The sequence below is a fragment of the Limosilactobacillus sp. genome, from assembly GCF_022651205.1.
Lineage (GTDB): Bacteria > Bacillota > Bacilli > Lactobacillales > Lactobacillaceae > Limosilactobacillus.
On record NZ_JALCQI010000027.1, the window covers coordinates 1 to 21,589 of the forward strand.

At 41.6% G+C, this 21,589-nt stretch carries 15 protein-coding genes and 1 rRNA gene; 12 read left to right on the top strand and 4 right to left on the bottom strand.

The features are described 5' to 3' along the window. The first annotated feature begins 10 nt into the window (after positions 1 to 10). The 5 genes from rrf to LKJ51_RS06105 all read left to right on the top strand — a co-directional run bounded on the left by rrf (position 11) and on the right by LKJ51_RS06105 (position 6,924). Positions 11 to 127 (top strand): 5S ribosomal RNA (gene rrf, locus LKJ51_RS06085). 120 nt (positions 128 to 247) lie between these two features. Beyond that, positions 248 to 2,251 (top strand): amidase family protein, encoded by a 2,004-nt coding sequence (locus LKJ51_RS06090; RefSeq protein WP_291979520.1) that lies wholly within the window; start codon positions 248 to 250, stop codon positions 2,249 to 2,251. 27 nt (positions 2,252 to 2,278) lie between these two features. Beyond that, on the top strand, positions 2,279 to 2,803 hold the full coding sequence (locus tag LKJ51_RS06095) for a GNAT family N-acetyltransferase (protein ID WP_291979519.1): 525 nt from the start codon (positions 2,279 to 2,281) through the stop codon (positions 2,801 to 2,803). A 470-nt stretch (positions 2,804 to 3,273) separates the two neighbouring features. Continuing rightward, positions 3,274 to 4,107 (top strand): hypothetical protein, encoded by an 834-nt coding sequence (locus LKJ51_RS06100; protein WP_291979518.1) that lies wholly within the window; start codon positions 3,274 to 3,276, stop codon positions 4,105 to 4,107. Continuing rightward, positions 4,108 to 6,924, top strand: a complete 2,817-nt coding sequence (locus LKJ51_RS06105; protein WP_291980175.1) for an SEC10/PgrA surface exclusion domain-containing protein — start codon at positions 4,108 to 4,110, stop codon at positions 6,922 to 6,924. Between the two features lie 87 nt (positions 6,925 to 7,011). Here the strand turns inward: LKJ51_RS06105 and LKJ51_RS06110 are convergent, their stop codons facing one another. Beyond that, complete coding sequence (locus LKJ51_RS06110; protein ID WP_291979516.1) at positions 7,012 to 7,560, bottom strand: RBBP9/YdeN family alpha/beta hydrolase; 549 nt, start codon at positions 7,558 to 7,560, stop codon at positions 7,012 to 7,014. An 85-nt stretch (positions 7,561 to 7,645) separates the two neighbouring features. Here LKJ51_RS06110 and LKJ51_RS06115 point away from each other — a divergent pair, with 85 nt between their 5' ends. The 4 genes from LKJ51_RS06115 (at position 7,646) to LKJ51_RS06130 (ending at position 13,707) form a co-directional block, all read left to right on the top strand. Then, a complete protein-coding gene (locus LKJ51_RS06115) occupies positions 7,646 to 10,489 on the top strand; it encodes a DEAD/DEAH box helicase (protein WP_291979514.1) in 2,844 nt (947 codons plus the stop codon). 334 nt (positions 10,490 to 10,823) lie between these two features. Then, positions 10,824 to 11,777, top strand: a complete 954-nt coding sequence (locus tag LKJ51_RS06120; protein WP_291979513.1) for an aldo/keto reductase — start codon at positions 10,824 to 10,826, stop codon at positions 11,775 to 11,777. 5 nt (positions 11,778 to 11,782) lie between these two features. Next, positions 11,783 to 12,292 (top strand): phosphatase PAP2 family protein, encoded by a 510-nt coding sequence (locus tag LKJ51_RS06125; protein ID WP_291979512.1) that lies wholly within the window; start codon positions 11,783 to 11,785, stop codon positions 12,290 to 12,292. 473 nt (positions 12,293 to 12,765) lie between these two features. Beyond that, complete coding sequence (locus tag LKJ51_RS06130) at positions 12,766 to 13,707, top strand: DMT family transporter (RefSeq protein ID WP_291979511.1); 942 nt, start codon at positions 12,766 to 12,768, stop codon at positions 13,705 to 13,707. Positions 13,708 to 13,904: 197 nt separating this feature from the next. Here the strand turns inward: LKJ51_RS06130 and LKJ51_RS06135 are convergent, their stop codons facing one another. The 3 genes from LKJ51_RS06135 to LKJ51_RS06145 are packed head-to-tail and all read right to left on the bottom strand — an operon-like array spanning position 13,905 to position 16,798. After that, positions 13,905 to 15,140, bottom strand: coding sequence for an ABC transporter permease (locus tag LKJ51_RS06135; protein WP_291979510.1), 1,236 nt, complete (start codon positions 15,138 to 15,140; stop codon positions 13,905 to 13,907). Beyond that, positions 15,127 to 15,825: an ABC transporter ATP-binding protein gene (locus LKJ51_RS06140; RefSeq protein WP_291979509.1), complete on the bottom strand. Its 699-nt coding sequence runs from the start codon at positions 15,823 to 15,825 to the stop codon at positions 15,127 to 15,129. Before LKJ51_RS06140 ends, LKJ51_RS06135 begins: the two co-directional genes overlap by 14 nt. Before the next feature lies 1 nt (position 15,826). Then, positions 15,827 to 16,798 carry an efflux RND transporter periplasmic adaptor subunit gene (locus tag LKJ51_RS06145; protein WP_291979508.1) on the bottom strand — a complete coding sequence of 324 codons (972 nt, stop codon included), beginning with the start codon at positions 16,796 to 16,798 and terminating at the stop codon, positions 15,827 to 15,829. Positions 16,799 to 17,036: 238 nt separating this feature from the next. Here LKJ51_RS06145 and LKJ51_RS06150 point away from each other — a divergent pair, with 238 nt between their 5' ends. The 3 genes from LKJ51_RS06150 to LKJ51_RS06160 all read left to right on the top strand — a co-directional run bounded on the left by LKJ51_RS06150 (position 17,037) and on the right by LKJ51_RS06160 (position 21,239). After that, positions 17,037 to 18,419 carry an MFS transporter gene (locus LKJ51_RS06150; RefSeq protein ID WP_291979507.1) on the top strand — a complete coding sequence of 461 codons (1,383 nt, stop codon included), beginning with the start codon at positions 17,037 to 17,039 and terminating at the stop codon, positions 18,417 to 18,419. A 142-nt stretch (positions 18,420 to 18,561) separates the two neighbouring features. Beyond that, positions 18,562 to 19,551: a LacI family DNA-binding transcriptional regulator gene (locus LKJ51_RS06155; protein ID WP_291979506.1), complete on the top strand. Its 990-nt coding sequence runs from the start codon at positions 18,562 to 18,564 to the stop codon at positions 19,549 to 19,551. A 410-nt stretch (positions 19,552 to 19,961) separates the two neighbouring features. Continuing rightward, on the top strand, positions 19,962 to 21,239 hold the full coding sequence (locus LKJ51_RS06160) for an MFS transporter (RefSeq protein WP_291979505.1): 1,278 nt from the start codon (positions 19,962 to 19,964) through the stop codon (positions 21,237 to 21,239). Positions 21,240 to 21,589 lie beyond the last annotated feature (350 nt).

Below are 21,589 nucleotides of genomic sequence, written 5' to 3' on the forward strand. Positions count from 1 at the left end.
GGAGGGTAAGTGTGGTGATGATGGCTTGAAGGATACACCTGTTCCCATGCCGAACACAGAAGTTAAGCTTCAACACGCCAAAAGTAGTTGGGGGATCGCTCCCTGCGAGGATAGGACGTTGCCACGCAATTAAGGAACCGGTTCAGTTAAGTCTGAATCGGTTTTTTTGTTGTTTAAAATGATTATTTGAAATCGATTTCATAAGTATTATACTTGAACCATATTAGACGGTGGGAGGTCTAAGTATATGAGAAGTCACCATTCAAAGCTAGTTAGCACAATAGCGGCGGGAATATTGCTATTGGGAAATTTAAGCATTGCCACACCAACGTTTGCTGATAATCACGATGCTGCCAATGGTAATAGTACCGAAATACAATCAACCGAAAATAAGTCACAGTCATCAACAACCACTTCTAAAGAAGATTCACAGTCATCGCTGCCCCAGTCCTCAACTGAAGAAAATCAACAAATAAAAGTGGCTGAGCAGGATGCTAATAGTCAAACTGGTTATATCCAGGAATCAACTGAACAGTCGGCAGGAGAAATTGCTCAAAATATCAAAAAAGGTAACGTTAACGACCAAGATTTAATTAACCATACTTACCAAAAGATTGATCAAACTAATGGAAAGTTGAATAATGTGATTTACGTTGACCCTTCTAATGCTCAACAACAATTGAAAAAGCTGGAAAGTGAAAGTAAGTCGGGGAAGCCATTTTATGGTGTGCCAATTTTAATTAAAGGACTCGGTCAGGCATTTAAGGGTTATCCAAATACTGATGGTCTACCTTATTTAAAGGGCAGTACGTATCACTACACGAATGCCTTTGTTAAGAAACTCCAAGAAATGGGATTTATTATTCTTGGTGAAACGAATTTCCCAGAATTAGGGTTAATCAACATTACAGTATCTAACTTAAATGGAATTGCTCATAATCCGTGGAACCTTGACCATAACACTGGTGGTTCATCTGGTGGCGCCACGGCGAGTGTTGCTGCGGGGATTGTGCCAATCGCTACAGGAAATGATGCTGGTGGTTCACTAAGAATTCCTGCTTCATGGTCAGGTGTGATTGGTCTTAAACCTACCCAGGGATTAATTGTTGGTGATTCACTAAAACCATCAGTGGTGAACTTCGCCGATACACAGAGGATCGATGATACCGTAACCTTATTACGAGGTTTGATGGATCAAGATCACGCTAAGAAGCTTCTTCAACCGGTACCTAAAAATTTGAAGAAGGTTAAGATTGCTTATTCACTTACTTCACCGGTTGGGACCCCGGTAAGTCAGGATGCAAAAAATGCAGTTCTTAACGCGGTAAAATTTTTGCGTGCTCAGGGGTTTGACGTTGTTGAACAGAATAGCCCAGTAGATGGCGTCAAAATGATGCAGGCTTATTACCTGGGAGCTTTGGATGACGGCTCAGTAGCTGATTTTATTGCTCAACAAAAACTTCATCGACACTTAACCGCTGCTGATGTTACTAATGGTGTCGTTAGCCCAATGACGTATGCGTTATATGAAGCAAGTAAGAAGGCGCCAAAGAATGTTAGTCAAACTTTTAATGATGAGTTAAAGCTAGTTCATCAACAAATGACGGTTTTTCATAAGCAGTACCCGATTTACTTAACACCAACAACGGCAACAGTAGCACCATTAAACAGCGATCCGGCATACTTGCCAGAATTCGTCACCAAGATGCTGAAGATTAAGGAGTTACCTTTTGACCAGCAGATGCAATTAATTTATAATTCATGGCTTCACGGGTTAAGCAAAACACCATTTACCCAGTTAGCAAACATCGCAGGAGAACCGGCATTAAGCTTACCAACCTACGTTAGCGCTACGGGCCTTCCACTTGGAATTCAATTAGAGGGAGCACAGGGGACCGACTTCTTACTCCTTGAGCTTGGTAAGTTGTTTGAGAATAACCAGCAATTTATTTTCCTAAATGATTATAAGACCCAGCATTCGGAGACAACGGATCGTGGTCAAGTGAAAACCACTACTCCCGTTTACGGTATTTCTAACTTGCAAAACGTCAATGCTCAAAGTGAGTACGATAATTCTGTAGAGGTTCTTAATAACCAACAAAAGTTTACCAAGCGGGAAGTTAAGAAGAATTCGCAACAGTTCTTACCACAAACGGGGAGTTATGGTGAAACACTATTGGTAACCGCAGGATTAACCTTGATTGGAATGATTGCTTCGCTTGGTGTGATTAAACTAAATAAGCGTTTTTAACAATTGCATACAAAGGGGGATTCTAAAATGAACCTAGATCAAATCAGAGTTGCCCAGTTAGCAGATCTTGATGGGGTTGTGGATTTATATCACACAGTCTGTGAACACCAATCTCAAGATCAATATGGCGCTGATTGGACATGGGGAGAATACCCAAGTATTGATGGGCTTCGCAATTTTATCCAACAGTCGACAGTGGTGATTGGAATTAAGGACAACCAGATTGTGGCTGGTGGAGTGATGACGACTGGAGAAGAATACCCAGATGTGGATTGGCCGATTAAGGCAGCTAATCAGGAAATTGGTGTTTTCCACTTGATTACGGTTCATCCAGCTTACCGGCGAACGGGAATTTCTCGTCAACTCATTGATGGACTTTTCAATGTGGCAAAGCAAGAAGGAAAAAAGGTGATTCACCTGGACGTTTTAGCTGGTAACCTCCCTTCGGAAAGGCTTTATTTACGAGCTGGTTTTCAAACCGTTCAAGAGCTAGTGATTCACTATGATGATATTGGTGATCAAAAAGCAAAGGTAATGGAATATCAATTATAGGATGTAACCATTGGAAGAGCATGATTAGTGCCTTCTGATGGTTTTTAATATCCAAAAAATAATTGTTGATTTTAAATGACAGTTATAGCAATTGATAAATAGTTCACGGCATTTATTAAACATTATCTGGATAATATTCTATTTTAGCTTGTCAGTTTGAGAACTAAAAAATACTGTAATTAAGGTAAATAAGGTCAACAAATGAAGAAAAATTCATAGAACCACCGTGAAAGCAAAAAGAAAATTTAAAGGGAAAATTAAATAATATATCACTGATTATTTATCAATTGAAATACTACCAGGTATGCTACTATAGCAACTAATTAGCTTTGATAATAGTGATTTGAATTAACTAATAGCGATTATCTTTCAACTGATTAATATAGAAAATGAAAAGTAATTGATAAATAAATTTATTCCGACTACAATAATAATAGTATCTAACGATTATTATGGAGGAAGTTGGTATCGTGAAAAATAAGAAAAGGATAAGTGATAAGGTGCTCGTCGGAACGATGGCAGTTACTGGTGCCACTCTTCTTGGAGCCTCTACCTTGAATGCACATGCCGATACTGTGCAGCAGTCCACAAAGAACAATGAAATCAATGTTAACCCACAAACGCCACAGCAAGCTGCTCAACAGCGTGTTAATACTACCCAACAACAGGTTAATACGCAGCAACAAACGGTAAACTCTGGTGTTCAAAAGGTTAATAGCGCTCAGAATACTGTAAAAGCTGATCAAGCTGCAGTTTCTGCCCAACAAGGTGCTGTTAATAGTGCTGCTGAGGAAGCTAATTCAGCAAGCGTTGCCGTTGAGACTGCTATAACAAGTGCAGCTCAAAAGCAAAGTAATGTTCAATCCGCAGCATCTGCTGTTCAATCTGCTTCTAACGCAGTTGCTGATCAGCAAAAGGTTGTTAACAATAACAGTGCTCAGGTTAAGAATGATCAGGAAGCAGTTAATTCTGCAACATCATTACAATCTCAAGCTGAAGCTCGTCTAAGTGACTATAAGGCTGCTTCGGAAGCTGCTGCTACTTCTGCAATTAACTTTGCATTAGAGAACGCTCAAAAGGCAGTTGCTGATCAACAGAAGTCAGTTGATGCTGCATCACAAGCTGTAACAAATGCTCAAACAGCTGTTCAGGCTCAACAGAACGCTGTTACCACTGCTCAACAAGTTGCATCACAAGCTGCTCAACAAGTAGCTAAGGATGCTGCGGCAGTTACTAATGCTCAACAACAGTTAGAAGCATTGAAGAACAGAGGAAGCGGTGACAATGTTGCTGCTACTGCCTAGTTGCAATCAACGATTTCTCAATTGCAACAACAACTGGCTAATGATAAGCAAGCTGCCCAAAGCGCTCAGCAAATGCTTGAATCTGCTCAGCAGAACTTTGATCATGCTACTGCAGCTCAAAAAGCAGCTGAAGAAAAGGTTAGTCAGACTAAGGCCGCTTTGAGTAATGCTCAACAAGCTGTTACTACCGCCAAGGCTAATGCTCAAGCTGCTCAACAAAAGGTTGCTGATGCTAAGGAAGCCGCACTAAATGCCCTTGAAGCATACAACAATTACAAGAATAATAACGGTGTTCCAACAATCAAGACACCAACAGATATTGTTCAACAATACGAGAACTACCTTAACGGAAAGCGTTACAATGGTGCTCAAATTAAGGCTGACTGTCTTGAAGGGTTGAAGCTTAATGGTGCTGATCCTACTAAGGGACTGATGGGAGCAGGTTGGACCTCTAAGGATGGCGGTAAGACTTGGATTCCTATATTACAAGTAGATTACCAAGCTACCGAAAAGGATAATAACGAAACCGTTAATCCACGGAACATGACGGCTGAACAACAAGCCGATGTTACTGAGTTCGCTGCTCAAGTTATCAATGCCTTCCGTGAAAGCTTCCAATCAACACCAGCTGGTGCTGCTCACAGCTATGGAAAAGTTAAGGTATCACCATATGCGACCCAACTCGGAAACAAGGTTATTGATGGTGCTTACAATAATAGCGGTTGGAATAAGAGTAATAACCCAACTGGTTCACCACACAATGAAGCAGGGATGATTGAGGCAGCTAATAATGCTGGCTTAACGACTGGCTTCGTTGGTGAAAACCTTTCAACTGGACTATTGCTTGATCCTACTGCGGTTCAGATTAAGCAAGCAATGACAATGGCTCAAGTAAAGAAGAGTATTTATGCCGGAATTTTGGCCATGATCTATCAAGATGTTGAAACTAATGATGGGGACAAACTTCACCTTGGCTTTGGTGGACACACCGAAGCATTCTTGAACGATCCAAAGGGAATGAACGGAATTTCCTTTGATGATAATGGTACTCAATACATGACCGTTACTATCGACAAGGATGGCTGGGTTCACTACAACTTCTTTGATGATGGTCAGTCTAGTCAAGCAATGAAGGACAAGCTTGCTCAAAACGCAACCACTCCAGAAAACATTAGTGCAACTAAGATTAACCAAGCTCATAATGAATACATGCAAAAGGAAGCTTCTGTAACCACCGCTAAGAATGCGGCAAATGCAGCTCAAGGCGGTATTATTACTGCCCAAGCTAACTTGGCAACTGCTCAAACTGCAGTTGATAATGCTGCTACTGCTCAACAAACAGCGGCCAGTGAAACTTCAAAGCAAAAAGCAATCTTAGCTAATGCTCAAGCAGCTGTTAACTTGGCAAACGAAAACATTAGTAAGCTCCAGGCAAAGCTGGAACAGACACAAGCAGAGTTAAGCGCAATTAACGGGAATGTTCAAGAACAAGCTCATCAATTAGCACAAGCTCAAGCAAATCTGGATGCTGCACAACAAAAGTTAGCTGCTTCTAAGAACAGTCAAAGTGAAAGCAATACGGCAGTTCAAAATGCTAATACTAAGCTTCAACAGTTACAACAAACCGTTCAAGCAAAGCAAGCTGAACTCCAAAAGGCACAGGGTGAACTACAAAATAAGAAGACCGAATACGCTCAAATGAATGACCAGATGCGTGTTGCACGGGTTTTCGGTGCCTCACTTGCTGCGGTTTCACCACAGAGTAAGTATGAAAAGGCAATTAATGAAGCAAAGCAAGCTGTTGCTACTGCTCAACAAAAGTTGTCTGATGATACACAGACCTACAACGATAGCCAAGCTAAGTTACAAGAATTAGTGGCTAAGGCTAACCAGCAAAAGACTATTTACCAAGCTACTCTTGCAAACGCTAAGAAGTCCGATGCCGTTCAAAATGACGTAGCCGTGAAGAAGGCTAAGTCAGCATTGCAGTCTGCTCAATTGAAGGTTCAAGTTGAAACTGGTAAGTTAACGCAACTTAAGGGAACTTTGAGCAAGGATCAAGCTAACCTCGATCAAGCCAATGGTGATTTAACCAAGGCCCAAGAAAAGCTAACTGATCTTCAAAGTGCATTGAAACGTGCTCAAATCACATTGGATGCTTTGAGTCACCCAGCAGTTCCTGAAACACCAGTTGCTCATGAAACGACAACTGAGAACCATGAAGCTACTGCATCTTCAGAAGCAAGCACGTCTGCTACTAGTCAAAGTCAAGAAAACACTACTAGTGCAGCTGAAAATGAGACCTCACAGGCTGCAGATCAGGAAGAAACTGTTCTTAATGTTGAGAACACCCAACCTGCTCAACAAGTGCTTACGAATAAGGTTCAAAACCCTAGTGCCTTGAATCGGGCTTCCGAAGAATCTTCAATCAAGAGTGAAATTGCCGCTCAAATTGCTGCACGGAACGCTCATGCAGCTAACGACAACATGATGGCTGGCTTCGATGATCCATACGATAACTACTATGATCAACAACAAGAAGCCGCAAGTATTCCATCTGCTCCATTTGAAGGATATACTCGTCAACTTCGGAACAGCAGCATGATTAATGCTAAACTTGAAGCTGCTATTAAGAGTGGTCAAATTAAGTTACCATCAAGCAACACTAAGGCAGAAGCAAAGAAGCAACCAAAGGTTAACAAGGATAGTCTTACTGCAATGACAGTTGTTGCTGCAGGTGCTGCCCTTGCTACCGGTGCTTCATTAAATAAGAAGCGGAAGAACCGTGTTGCTAAGAGGTTAGCAGATAAGCAATAATCAGAAAAGAATCTCTGAACAGATCAAAAAGAACGGGAATCAAAGTTAAAGTATGATTACTTTACTTGATTCACCGTTCTTTTTTGCTTAATGAGAAGAACTAATCCGTCGGAGCTCTTTAAGTGCTAGTGGGAATTCGGTATAGCCGTCACTACTAAGAAAGTGACCACCATGTTCTTGTACAATTAACTTAGCGTTAAGTTTGTGGGCAATTTCGATCGCGTTTTGATATGGCGCAATTGGATCGTCTTTAGCGGTAATGATTGTTGCCTTACCAATTTTGGGAGTGATTTGTTGGTAGTTCGGCTGAGGATCCATAAACGTGTCTAACTGAGGGTAGGCGGGGAGTGGCTTGTCAAATACTCCTACAAGAAGGAGGTTTGCCTTTATAATTGAATGCTGTTCAACATAACGGAGAGCAGCAATTCCGCCAAGGCTGTGGCTAATTAAGGTTATTTCATCAGCTGGTTTAATCTGCTCATCAATTGCTTGTTGCCATTCATCCTTATTGGGGTTAAATGGATCTGGTAACCACAATCGATCAATAGCAAAGTCAGGTTGAGCAGCTTTTTCTAACCAGGGAAACCAGTCGTCATCCCTAGTCGATGTTCCATGGATTAAGTATGCTTGTTTCATTTAGTGGTTCTCCTTTGCGTCTTATGATAAATTATTGGTTGAAATGGAGTATATAGTGTCTCTAACAGGTAAAGGGAAGGCAACAATGACAGAAAAAGTAACAATCAAGAATGCAATTTTAAACGGCCTTTATGACCGTCGCTACCAAGGTAACCAGTTGTTTACACCAGAATTGGTAAATAATAATGACGAAACCATCTGGGAGACTCTTCGTCACGAATTAATGACCTGTAAATCATTTACCTGGGCGGTTGCTTTTATTACTAGTGACATGTTGACACCGTTGAAAGTCGTTCTGGCTGACCTTAATCGCCAGGAAATTAAGGGGACCCTGATAACAAGTGATTATTTGGGCTTTAATTCACCGCAGATGTTTCAAGAACTCCTCAAGATTCCTAACCTTGAAGTTTTGCTTACGGAGGTTAGCGGCTTTCATGCTAAGGGCTACTTTTTTACCCATGATGACTATACAACGGCTTTGATTGGCAGTGCAAATTTCACGCGGTCCGCATTATTGCAGAATTACGAAGCAATGTTCAAGGTTGCTTCAACGCAGAATGCATCATTACTTACCCAAATTGAGAAAGAATTAACAGTTCTTAAGAAAAATAGCCAACAGTTAACAGCAAAGTGGGTTGCTGAATATGCTCGAGAATGGCAGGAACCACAAACGAAAACCACTCTACGGGAAAGAAAACAAAAAATTATTCCTAATCAAATGCAACAAGCGGCATTAAGAGAACTTCAGGGCTTGAGAGATCAGGATGCGCATCGTGGATTAGTGATTTCAGCTACAGGAACTGGGAAGACCTACTTAGGAGCGTTTGCTGTAAAGCATGATTGCCCACGGAAGTTTCTTTATGTTGTTCACCGTGAACAGATTGCACGAAAAACGATGCAAAGCTTCCGGCGAGTGATTGGTGGCCCGCAAAGTGACTTTGGGCTAATTAGTGGTCAACACCATGACTTTTCACCCCGCTACTTGTTTGCAACGGTGCAAACGATTAGTCAAGAGGGGGTTCTGGAGCAACTATCTCCACAGATGTTCGACTATATTCTGATTGATGAAGCACATAGGGCAGCCGCGCCGAGTTATCAACGGTTGATGGCTCATTTTAAGCCGGATTTTTGGCTAGGGATGACAGCTACTCCCGACCGAATGGATAACCAAGATGTTTACCGATTATTCGATTATCACATTGCCTACGAAATTCACCTTCGTGATGCGCTCCATGCTAAGATGCTGGTACCGTTCCACTATGTTGGCGTTCAGGACTATGAGGCAAATGGGGAGATCATCAATGAGACAACAAGCTTAAATAAGCTGGTTGCTAAAGAACGGGTCAAGTATGTCTTAAAGCAGCTAGAATATTACGGCTATTGTGGTTCACAACCAAGGGGCTTGGTCTTTTGCAGTCGGCAGGAAGAAGCCTATGATTTGGCTGAACAGTTTACTGCTGCCGGGCATCCTGCAATCGCATTAACGAATCAGGATAGTAACCAGAAACGGCAATTGGCAGTTCAGCGCTTAGAAAATGGCGAAGTAGAATATCTTGTTACGGTTGACTTATTCAATGAGGGAGTTGACATTCCGTCGTTAAACCAGATTGTGATGCTACGGAATACCCAATCACGAATTGTTTTTCTTCAACAGTTAGGGCGGGGATTACGAAAGTATCCGGGGAAGGACTTTGTAACCGTAATTGATTTCATCGGGAACTATAAGCATAATTACATGATTCCGTTGGCATTGAATGATGATACTAGTCGCGATCAAGACCGGGCACGGCGAGAGGTTCGGTTACCCCAGAACATTGGGGTGTCGACAATTAACTTTACTCAAGTTGCGAGTGAGCATATCTTGGCATCATTAGAACAAACCAAGCTTGATTCAATGGTTGAGCTTCGTCGTGCCTATCGTGAATTACAGCAGCGCCTTGGTCGGTCACCGCTATTATTCGATTTTCTTCAACATGGGTCAGTATCGCCAGTTGTGTTTGCCCGGAATCCGCTTCTTGAAAACTATGGAACGTTCTTGAACAAAATGGGTGAGAAGATTGAATTAGGACAATATGGTAACCAGGTCCTGTCGTTTCTTACTAAGGAGCTCCTTAATGGCAAACGCGCCCACGAATTGGTCTTACTTTCGCAGTTGAGAAAGAATGTCGTAACTAGTAAGCAGCTGGTTGATGACTTGCATCAGCAAGGGTGTTACGTTAATGATGAAGTTCTACAATCGGTAAGGGATGTTCTTAGTCTAAGCTTCTTCGATGTTAAGGCGGGAAAGCAAACAAAGAAGCACCAGTATGGTGAGCGACCACTGGTTGAATTTGATGGTGAGAAGTATCAACTTAATTCGGCAATTAGGGAGTTATTAAAGCAGAATACCAGCTTTCAGCAGCTCTTTGATGATGTAATTAGAACCGGATTAGCATTGAGTAAGCAATACGATCAGAAGCAGCAATTTACTCTTTACCAACAGTATGACCGGAAGGATGTTTGTCGGCTATTAAATTGGCCACTTGATGTTAGTGCGCCGTTGTATGGTTACCGAGTGACCGAGAACGAGTGCCCAATCTTTGTCACCTATCAAAAACAGTCATCTAAGCAGCGAAATGCAGTTTATAATAACCAGTTTCAGGATGGCCAATCACTACGGTGGTATACTCGTTCGCCACGACATATCACTTCAGCCGAAGTTCAACGGTTACTTGCTGGCGTTAACGCTGGCAAGCCGAAAGTAAAACTGCACCTTTTTGTAAAGCAAAGCGATGCAGTAGGAAAACAATTCTTTTATTTAGGGACGGCGCGAATTAATCCGGAATCAGTTAAGGAAGAAGTCCTCGGAAAAAAGAAAAAGGCCGCCGTGGGGATGGACCTTATTTTAGAGCATCCTTTGTCGACCAGAATTGGTAAAGTATTGATTTGAGAGAGTGAAGCCGTTAAAACCTTCCGGTGGCTAACGATTTCTCCACCGAACGGCGTTTTGCCGTCGGAGGTGGAGGTCGTTAGCTTGAGGAAGAACAGCTTTAAAACAACAAAGAGACCAGGGGAAATCCTGATCTCTTCAGAGTAAGTAAGATAGGTAGTTATCGCTACCTGATATTAAGTCTACCATAACTGTTTTAATATTCAAATAATTATTAGACAATTTTAATTATAATGTTGAATTTATTTATGGTGAACCAGATCCAATAACGTTGGTGAATCAAATTGACCTGGGGTAAAATGAGGATAATACAAAGGATGAAAGGGTGAACAGCATGAAAGCAATCAAAATTGGTAATACAAACTGGCAAGCGTCAAACATTGCGTTAGGAATAATGCGGATGGGAACTTTAGAGGTTTCTAAAGCCGTTGATGCGTTAAAGGCAGCTCATGAAGTTGGGATTAACTTTATTGATTCAGCGGATATTTACGGTAATGATCCTCAATTAGGACGGGGATCATCAGAGATTCACTTTGGCGAGGCGTTTGCCCAAAGTGGATTAGCTCGCTCGGATTTCTTTATCCAATCTAAAGTCGGACTGTTTGCTAATCAGGAAAACAAAATTACGCGATATGATTCATCAAGAGATCATATTTTGAAGGCAGTTGACGGAATCCTTAGCCGGATGAAGATTGATTACCTGGACTCACTATTAATTCACCGTCCTGATCCGTTGATGGAGCCAGAAGAGGTTGCTGAAGCATTTGACACCCTTCAAACAGCAGGAAAGGTTCGTCACTTTGGGGTTTCCAATTTCAATCCGCAACAAATAGAATTATTACAGTCAGCAGTAGATCAACGTTTACTAATTGACCAGCTTCAATTTGGGTTGAAACATACGGGGATGGTTGATTTTCCACTACATACGAATATGACGGATGATGGCTCCGTTAACCATGACGGGGGGCTTCTTGATTACCTTCGCCTGAAGAAAATGACTGTTCAGACCTGGTCGCCATTCCAGTATGGGACCTTTGCCGGAACCTTCATTAATAACGAAAAGTTCCCTGAATTAAATGCTGAATTAGATAAGCTAGCGGACAAATATGATGTTAGTAAAAATGCGATTGCCGTGGCCTGGATTTTAAAGCACCCCGCAAAGATGCAGGTCTTGATCGGGACGATGAATCCACAGCATATTCGGGATAGTGCTGCAGGGAGTGACATCACATTGACCAACCAGGAGTGGTATGACTTATACCTCGCTGCGGGAAATACGTTGCCATAGAAGTTATGAAATTTCAACAGGATTATCAGCAGTTTTACCAGCAAATAACAAGGCCCTTCCTCCGTTATCAATGGTTAGCCACCGGACTGCGCATTTTAAATAAACTGATTGTTTGGGTGATGTACATTGCATACGCCACCCTATTGCTTTGGAAATACTTTGGCGGAGGGCTTAGTGGGGTCCTTCCCGTTATCATCATTCCGGGGATGGGCTTCATCCTTCTTTCCCTGATACGACGAAAACTCAATTGCCCACGGCCTTATGAGGAATGGTCGATCAGGCCATTGATTCCGCGAAAAGGGAAGGGTAAATCAATGCCTAGTAGGCACGTCTTCTCGGCGACAGTAATCGCATTGAGTGTAATGAGTTCTTCTATTTTATATGGAACGTGCTTATTAGTTCTGGCCGTCCTTCTAGCAGTTACCCGGGTCATAGGCGGGGCACATTATCCACGGGATGTTGTTGCTGGCTTTCTTTGCGGCCTTGTTTGTGGAATAGGGGTATTCCTAATATAAAAGTGATCAAAAATACGTCAGGAATTGCTATTAATTCCTGACGTATTTTTTATAATGAAACGTAAAAATAATTGCTTTATGCCCGATTATTCATTATGTGGGCGCTTGTCGCAATAATCAGCCCTACAAAACTTACAACAGCGATAACATTACTCATAATAGACATCATATTGAACAACTCCTTTTAACATAATTTGTTTTATTCGAACGGGATTCAACAACCCCTCCAATAAGTATAGTAACATGTTTTGCAGCCCGTGATGATAATAATTGGATAAGCTTTTGCTAAGCAAATTTCTTAAAATATTGGGGATTTATTAACGAATTCTTAGTTTATGTCAGCGCTTACATAATTATGCTCTAATAAGGGTGATTTAACTTAATTTTTTAAATTTAGATCTCAAAAAAGCTACCATGGATGGTTGATCGGTGTTAAATTTAGTTATTGATAATTAACGGGGGCGGGTGAGTAAATGGCAAAACAAATGAAAGGAATTTTACTTGCGGCTGGTGGAGCATCATTATGGGGTGGCTCAGGAGCCGCTGCTCAGTATTTGTTCTCGCAAACAGGAATAAATACTACCTGGCTGGTAGCGGTACGGTTACTCCTAGCGGGCCTCTTTCTAACAATAATTAGTTTGATTAAGGTACCAATGCAAGTTCGCCAGATTGTCAAAAGTCGTCGTTACTTAAGTTGGCTAATTGCCTTTGCGGTATTTGGAATGTTAAATTCGCAGTTAACGTACTTTTTGGCCGTTAATTACAGTAATGCCCCGACGGCAACCGTCCTTCAGTATTTACAGCCAGTAATTATTATTGTTTGGTTAGCGTTTTCGAAAAGACAGTGGCCACGGCGGATTGATTGCATTTCAATTCTAATTGCTTTGGTCGGGACCTTCCTTTTGGTTACTGGTGGTCATTTGGGAACACTGGCATTGACACCTAGAGCAATCTTTTGGGGAATTTGGTGTGCTGTTGCCGCTGCTTTATATACATTGTTACCACGGACGCTCCTGACAAAATTTGATTCGCTAGCGGTCTGTGGATTGGCAATGCTATTGGGTGGAATCTGCATGTTACCAGAAATAATAGTTAGCGCAGTTCCGTCATTAAGTGTTAACGATTGGATCCTGGTTGCGTATATTGTTGTTTTTGGGACGATGCTTTCCTATACGATGTTTTTGCAAAGTATGCGTTACATTACGCCATCAGCAACGGGAATCTTAAGTGCATTTGAACCGTTGGTGGCAACGCTCTTAGCGGTAACCTTGTTAGGTACGAAGCTGACCGGAGCAGCAATTGTCGGGTCATTATTAATCTTACTGACTACCTTGCTCCAATCTGTTCCTGCAAACTACTTTCAGAGAATTTTAACTCATAACTTCTTGTTAGCGATTAAGAGAAAAAATAAGTAATCAAAGAGACTGGAAATTAACCCAGTCTCTTAACTATTTTAAATATGATAATACAACAGCGCAGTAGCTGGCTGGCAGTTCAAACGCTGATAAATCAGCATTTGACCAACCCCCTATAGGCTAGCTTCGCGTCGTAGCCATCCTTGCGGAGGTGGGACAACGAACTAGTCAAGCTAGTTCTGTCCCACTCTCTTGATTTATCTGAGAATATCAATTAAGTTCTTATTAGCCGCTTGCCGGGCGGGGAGAATACCGAAGATTAAACCAACGGCAGCTGATGTCCCGAAAGCTAACAAGAAGGCATTCATTGAGATGTGGGCATGAATGTGGATGCCAGCGCCACCAATTGCGTTTGAGAGTAACGGTGCCAGCAGGTGTGCTAATCCAGCACCACCGATGAAGCCTAACAGGCCTCCCGTTACAGTTAGGATCACTGCTTCAACGAGGAACTGCATCATAATGTTAAACGGTGTTGCCCCGACTGCTAAACGAATTCCAATTTCCTGGGTTCGTTCTGAAACTGAGATATACATCATGTTCATTACCCCAATTCCGGCGATAAATAAGGAAATTGCGGCGATAAAGCTAATGAAGGTCGTGATAATACTCATTTCGGAGGAGAACTGCTTCAGGGCTTTTTCCATATCAATGTACTCATAGCTTCCTTGATTCCGTGCTGGGCCATTTTTCTTCAAATACTTAGCAACTTTTCGCGAAATATGACTAGCATTGACCCCTTGACTAAGGGTCAGCTTCAAGGTGTTCCCCTGGGTGGCACTTTCACCATGATAATATAATGAATCCGGCACTAGGATGTCAGCACCGTATGGGTTCTGATTTCCATCCCCCGTGTACTGCCCCTGGGCCTTATACACACCGATTATATTATAGGTAACATCATTAACCGTTACCGTTGTTCCAAGCGCATTTTGTGCCGTTCCATACTGTTTCTTCGCTACTTTATCACTCATTAAGGCGCTCGCCTGGCCGGCTGTTAAATTATTCTTGGTGAAATTTTTTCCGGAAATCAAGCTAATTTTGTTTGTCGGCTTTTTTAAGAGACTAACATTGGTTCTCTTGGTGGTGTCACCGATTTGGGCCTGTGTTGATAGGTTATCCGTTTCACGTTCGATCTGGACTCTTTTGATTTCACCGCCAAACTGGGTCTTGATGTTGTCAACCTCAGTTTGAGTAAAACCATAAGTGCTAGAAGTAAGGTTATCAGGGTAAAAAGCAATTTCGGTTGTTTGCTGACCCTGCTTGGCATTATTGCCGAATTTGTCATACATCGTCTGGGTAATCCCGTCCCCAATTCCGAGGATCGCAATCACGGCCGCAATCCCAATCATAATCCCAATAATTGTCAGAAAACTCCGCTTTTTATTGGCCTTTAATGATTGAATCGCCGTCTTAAATAATTCAATTACCTGCACGCTTTTCCCCCTCCTTACTATCACTGATTACTCGACCGTCAATAATCTTAATGACCCGCTCACATTGTTCGGCAACGTGAGGATCATGGGTCACCATAATGATCGTCGTGCCCTCATTCTGGTTGAGGGATTTAAATAGGTTCATGATTTCTTGACTAGTTTCGCTATCAAGGGCCCCGGTTGGTTCATCGGCAATCAAAAATTTAGGATGCGTTGAAATTGCTCGGGCGATTGAGACCCGCTGCTGTTGCCCACCAGACATATTCTTGGGTAGTTGTTGTTCATAGCCAGCAAGACCGACTTGATTGAGCACTTCTGAGACCCGGGCACCAATTTCTTTTCGTGACTTTCCTGCATAGAGCAAGGGTAGAGCAACGTTATCCGCAACCGTTGATTCCCGTAACAATTTGAAATTTTGGAAAACGAAGCCCACGTTCTGGTTTCGGAGACCGGAAAATTGTTTCCGTGTGTAGTCATGAATTGGGTGGTCCTGATAAAAGTAGGTTCCCTCAAAATCATCATCCAGGAAGCCGATAATATTAATGAGAGTTGATTTACCTGACCCGGATTCACCAATGATAGCGACTAATTCTCCCCGATCGATCTCAATACTAATATCGTGAAGAACGTGAAAACGTTGGTTACCTTGGTGGTAATATTTATTAATATTTTTCAGTGTGATCATGTTAATCAACCTTTGCGTTATTCTTTAGCTTGCTATTCGGATTAATTACAATCCGGTCACCCTCGTCAATTCCATCTGAAACAACGTAAGAACTATTAACGGCGTGACCGCTAACCTTAGTTTTACGAGCGTGGCCATCAGTGCCAACAACAAATACTTTTCCGTTACGAACGGCTTTCTTTGGAATTAAAATACCATCCTGTTTAATTGATGCCTTAGCAGTTTGGCCGGCCATGAATTTATTTGCATTAACGCTTGCGGTTACTTCATACCGGGTATTGTTACCAGAACCCTTTGTTGGGATCGTGGCTAGGTAGTTAACTTGAGTGTTAGCCACGTGGTTCGTTGCTAAGGCCTTAACCCTTAAGTCAGTGCTTTGGTGTAACTTGTCATAGTCGTATTCAGAAACTTGTCCCACAAACTGAAGATTATCAGAGTAGAGAATTACTACTGGAGCACTTTCTTTAGACTGATCAACAGATACATATCCAGAGTAGGGGGCTACAAGTGTCTGGTTGACCTTTCCCGAAACGTTCTTCAATTGTTGTTGCATTGATGGACCGTTACTACTTTGGTCGTCTGATGAGCTAGCTTGAGATTGGGTTAATTGACTTTGTAATTCAGCAACCTGATTCTGGAGATCGTCATTATGCATTGTGAGGATGGCTTGCCCTTGAACTACATGGTCACCATTCTTAACGTTGAGGTTTTGGAGCTTTCCTGATGGTAAGGTAAGCACCTGTGTCTCTACCGGTTCGATTTTTCCGGTAAGGTTGAAACTAGGTTGGGCAGTGACTTTCATTGTAGAATATTCAGATTGTGACTTATCTTTTTTAGCATTCGAATGTTGGATACCAACAATGACTAGAATAAGAATCACAAGAATACTAATAATCATTGTCCACCGGCGTCGGCGGGTTGCTAGTAATTTTCGCCATCGTGATTGTTTCTTACTGGTTCGTTTCGCAGTCATTTGATATTTCCTCCCAATTTAGGTTAGTTAGTTATGTAACTAAGTATATAAGGTGCGAATTTGAATTGCAAGGGCAAATTTATGATTGCTATCAGTAAGTGACTTATCAGTTGAAACTTAAATAAGGGTAAAATTTTAAATTAATTGTTTAAATTTATCAAGAAAACGCTTACAATATTATTGTGATTTATTTTCACTTGATTGTTTACTTATTTTACTTTTTAAGGGAGTGTTTCATTTGTTTAAGTTTTTGAAACCATCTCCGGATGCAGAAAACCTTGTGCCAAAGGATAAGGTAGCAAGTGTCTACCGGCGCAAGCAAACGGGGGTTATTTTAGCAACGTGTTTTACCTATCTGGCTTACTACATCATTCGGTTGATTTTTACGACCGAGCAAAAGCCAGTGATGAAGGAATACGGATTTGATATTGGTCAAATCGGGTTAATTCTTTCAACATTTGGGATTGGTTATGGTGTTGCCAAGTTGTTCATGGGTGGTCTAGCCGATAAGTCAAATACCCGAATCTTCCTGGCATTTGGGCTTTATCTTTCTTGTATTTTTAATGCCTTTTTAGCTTTTACCAAGAACTTCTACCTTATTTTATTCCTAATGCTTTTAATTTCGATTACTCAAGCCATGGGGGCACCTGCTTGTCAGCGGGAAATTTCATTGTGGTTTGCTAAAAAGCACCGGGGAGTTGTCTTTGCTGTTTGGGCATCCGCACATAACGCCGGAGCATTTGCCTGTGTTGCTTGTATTCAAATTGCGACCTTCCTCTTCTCTGGTTCACTTCCAGCTGTTTTCTTAACCGCTTCTGTAGTATCAGCAATTATTGCCACTATTATGTTATTAATTAATTCAGAGCGGCCAGAAGCAGCAGGGTTACCTAACATGGCAGTTTATTCGGGCCACGTTGAACTAGATGAAAATGGTAAGTCAACTGCGCAAGAACTTTCTAATAAAACTTTCTGGCAAATTCTCTACCAAGATATTCTTTGCAACAAGGTCGTTTGGGCCGTTACCTTAACGTCAATGTCAATTTACATCGTTCGTTACGGAATCATGAGCTGGATCCCAAGTTATCTACCAACAAAAGGCTTTAGTGTTGACTGGGCCAAGTGGTTAGTCGGGATCTTTGAATTATCAGCTGTTCCAGGGGTAATTATTCTTGGTGGTATTTCTGACCTGTTGAAGGGTCGTCGTTCGTTAGTTTGTTTGATCTGTGTAATTTGTTTGATTATTTGCTTAATTACATACTTCACCAGTACCAGTCATGCAGTGATCGTTGCCGTTCTCTTTATCATGGGAAGCTTAATTTATGCACCATTGTCACTAGTTGGGCTAATGGTTAATGAAGCCGTACCAAACTATGCCGTTGGGTTATCAACCGGATTTATGGGATTCTTCCAGTATGTCTTCGGTGAAACAGCAGCCACTGCATTAATCGGTCAATTAGTTAACCACTTTGGTTGGGGTGCTTCATCGGTTACAATTTACATTGCTGCCGGTGCTGCGTTCTTACTGCTTGTTTACCTTGTCTTTAAGGAACGGCATATTCTTCGAATGGAAGCTAAGGTTAATGCTGCCGGTGCTGCTAAAGAAGAAGCACAAGAGAACTAGTAATTATAAAGAGGCACTTGTCTTCGAGCAGGTGTCTTTTTCATTTTAAACTGATCAGTTTACCAGAGTGTAGTTGCTAGTTTAACGGGCTTGAGAATTTTCCTTATGCTATAATATTTAATGACAAATAAGAGGAGTAATTATGGTAGAAAAAAAGACGATCAAGTTAGATGACGTGGCAAAACTGGCGGGAGTTTCAAAAACTACAGTTTCACGCGTCCTGAATAATCGGGGATATTTAAGCGATAAGACAATCAAAAAGGTTCATGATGCGATGGATGAGTTGAATTACCGGCCAAACGTAATTGCTCGCCAGCTATTCAAACAAAAGACTAACCTGGTTGCCTTAGTGTTTCCTACAGTTGATAACCCGTTCTTTGCGGAGCTTGAAGCTGAACTGGAAAAGCGCTTTGATCAGTTGGGTTACCGGGTATTAATGGGGAATAGTCAGAATAACCCGGCTAAGGAACAAGATTATTTGAAGCTACTGCTAAATCACCAGGTTGATGGGCTGATTGTCGGTTCCCATAACCAGGGAATCTCTGAGTATCAAAAAACAACGAGACCGATTGTTTCAATTGAACGGTTTGTGGGGAAGCAAATTCCGGTTGTTTCTTCTGACAACTATCAAGGGGGATTACTTGCCGTTCAGCGACTATTAAATGATGGTTGTAAGCATATCATCCATACCAATTACCCAATCAATCTAGTATCGCCAAACGAGTTACGGCAACAAGCTTACGAAGACTTGATGAATAAGCATCACCGTAAGCCGATTACCTACAGCGTTTCCTTTGATGTTTCGGATGAAGAAAAGGAACGAGTCTTTCGCAAGATGTTTCAGGAACACCCTGAAGTTGATGGAATCTTTGCGGATAACGATACCAATGCAAGTCTGATTATCCGGGTTGGTAAGGAATTTAACCGTCATGTTCCTGATGATCTTAAGGTAGTTGGCTACGATGGTGCAAATATCACCCGGACGCTATCGCCGGAATTAACAACCATCCAACAACCAATTCCTGAAATGGCAACGAAGGCCGTTGAATTACTTCTTCAATTGATTAATGGGAAGACTGACGTTAAATCAGTCACTCTTCCCGTGAGGATGATTAATAGCACGACAGCATAAATTAAATTGAGTAAAGCATTCCGTGAGTTTAGTGTGGGATGCTTTTTTGTTAATAAGCACAAGTTAAAGTTTGAACAATGTGGCTTGAAATGGCTAATTCTAATATTATTTTAATTATTTTTCGCTAAAATTGGGCTTTTTTAGTTTGAGAGCAATTGCTGACTGCGATTAAGGGTGCTCAGAGAGAAGAGAAAATGTAAATTAAGCTATCGGTCTAATGTAAGCGCTTACCAAAATAAAGGTGGCAAATACCGAAAGCAACCGGTGGAAAAGCGAAAAGAGTGAAATTAATCACTAAATGTAAGCGCTTTACTAACTTGTGACTACCGGTTACCATAAAGGTGTTAGGAAAAATAATTTGAATAAAAGATTCGTTACTTTATATTAGCAAGTTTGGAGGTTGTTTTATTATGAAACACGGTCAGTCGATGGTAACTAAACTTGCGTTCTTGTCCGCATCATTCATGGTTACGAGCGCCTACGCAATTCAAAGTGCCTTACCACAAATTAAATCGGCATTAAATGTTAGTCAGCCACAAGTTGAATATTTAGTTACCGCGCCTTCCTTTGCGGTAATGTTCTTCGTGGTTCTTTCACCACTACTTCAGGACTGGTTTAACATTTCTGATAAGCACATTATTATGGCGGGGATCACAATGGTTGGTGTCGCTGGACTGATTCCTTCGTTTGTCAGCAATTACATGGTGATTTTAATTTCACGATTGTTTCTTGGGGCTGGGTATGGTCTTTACAACTCACAAGCAATTTCGTTAATCTCCGTTTGGTATCAAGGACACGAACGGACAAGTATGCAGGGATGGCGTTCGGCCTTTGAACAGATTGGAAATGCCTGCACATTAACGATTTCAAGCTTGCTATTGATTTACGCTGGTTGGCACGCTGCCTTCTTGGTTTACGGTCTTGCGTTTGCCGTAATGGCATTCTTTGCATGGCGGGTACCAAATGATACTCACAGCAATGAAACAACTGATGATAAGGAGCAGGCAACCGAAACGATCTCACCGATTACCAATGAACCGGTCACTAAAATTAGCCCATTAGTAATCGCCATTTTGGCATTCGTTCTTCTGATTAAGATGGACTTTATTGGGATGGAGGATCGTTTCCCAGGCTTGGCCGTTGCAATTAACGGTAAGTCATTCACCGGAACAGGAACCTACCTGTCATTGATGCTAATCGGGGCAACGCTTGGTGGGGCTTGCTATGGAGTCCTGCAAAAGCATTTTGGCTATGTTGGAACAATTTACATTGGATTGATCCTGTTGGCAATTGCTAACTTCTTGTTTGGCTTCGGTGGCAATAGCTTCCCGGTTATTGCGGCTGGAATCCTCCTGGTTGGCTTCCCAATGCAGGTCCTAACACCATTAATCTTTAATATTCTGCCATTTATGGCACCGATGAAATTGCAGACAAAGATTACCTCATTTGTCCTAATCGGCTTTAACTTTGGTGCCTTCTTCTCACCAACGGCTGATGCATGGTTTAACCACATCCTTAGTCAACCATTAAGTGGGTTAGGCTTGGCAGCACCATTCCGGATCTATGGAGTGATGATGTTAATTATCGCTGCAATGCTCTTTATTGGTAAACACTTATATGACCTTAAGAAGGCTAATGATAATGCTGAAAGAAAGCAACCAGCGGCCGTTCACGTATATACAAAATAGCACAATATAGACCGAGCATTAATCGGGAATTAGATGTCCTGATGCGTTCGGCCTTTATTTTTTAAATTGATGCATTAATTAGGCATCAAAAAAGCTAAATAATTTTCTGTCAACCGATTGACATATAAAATAGAAAGCGCTAACATAATAACTGTTGAATAGTTAAGCACTTTCAAATCAAAGAAAGATGCTAATTAATAAAAAGGGGACTGGAATCATGGCTCATATTTCATTTGATCGTACAGGCTTAAAGAAATTTGTTAACGATAACGAACTCGGCGAAATGCAGGCAATGGTAAACGCTGCGGATGACGAATTACGAAATGGTACCGGTGCTGGTGCGGACTTTC

Bases quoted from the DNA above. Each gene is read 5' to 3' on its own strand.
- LKJ51_RS06090 (WP_291979520.1), top strand. From the start codon at position 248: ATGAGAAGTCACCATTCAAAGCTAGTTAGCACAATAGCGGCGGGAATA.
- LKJ51_RS06095 (WP_291979519.1), top strand. From the start codon at position 2,279: ATGAACCTAGATCAAATCAGAGTTGCCCAGTTAGCAGATCTTGATGGG.
- LKJ51_RS06110 (WP_291979516.1), bottom strand. From the start codon at position 7,560: ATGAAACAAGCATACTTAATCCATGGAACATCGACTAGGGATGACGAC.
- LKJ51_RS06115 (WP_291979514.1), top strand. From the start codon at position 7,646: ATGACAGAAAAAGTAACAATCAAGAATGCAATTTTAAACGGCCTTTAT.
- LKJ51_RS06120 (WP_291979513.1), top strand. From the start codon at position 10,824: ATGAAAGCAATCAAAATTGGTAATACAAACTGGCAAGCGTCAAACATT.
- LKJ51_RS06125 (WP_291979512.1), top strand. From the start codon at position 11,783: ATGAAATTTCAACAGGATTATCAGCAGTTTTACCAGCAAATAACAAGG.
- LKJ51_RS06130 (WP_291979511.1), top strand. From the start codon at position 12,766: ATGGCAAAACAAATGAAAGGAATTTTACTTGCGGCTGGTGGAGCATCA.
- LKJ51_RS06140 (WP_291979509.1), bottom strand. From the start codon at position 15,825: ATGATCACACTGAAAAATATTAATAAATATTACCACCAAGGTAACCAA.
- LKJ51_RS06145 (WP_291979508.1), bottom strand. From the start codon at position 16,798: ATGACTGCGAAACGAACCAGTAAGAAACAATCACGATGGCGAAAATTA.
- LKJ51_RS06155 (WP_291979506.1), top strand. From the start codon at position 18,562: ATGGTAGAAAAAAAGACGATCAAGTTAGATGACGTGGCAAAACTGGCG.
- LKJ51_RS06160 (WP_291979505.1), top strand. From the start codon at position 19,962: ATGAAACACGGTCAGTCGATGGTAACTAAACTTGCGTTCTTGTCCGCA.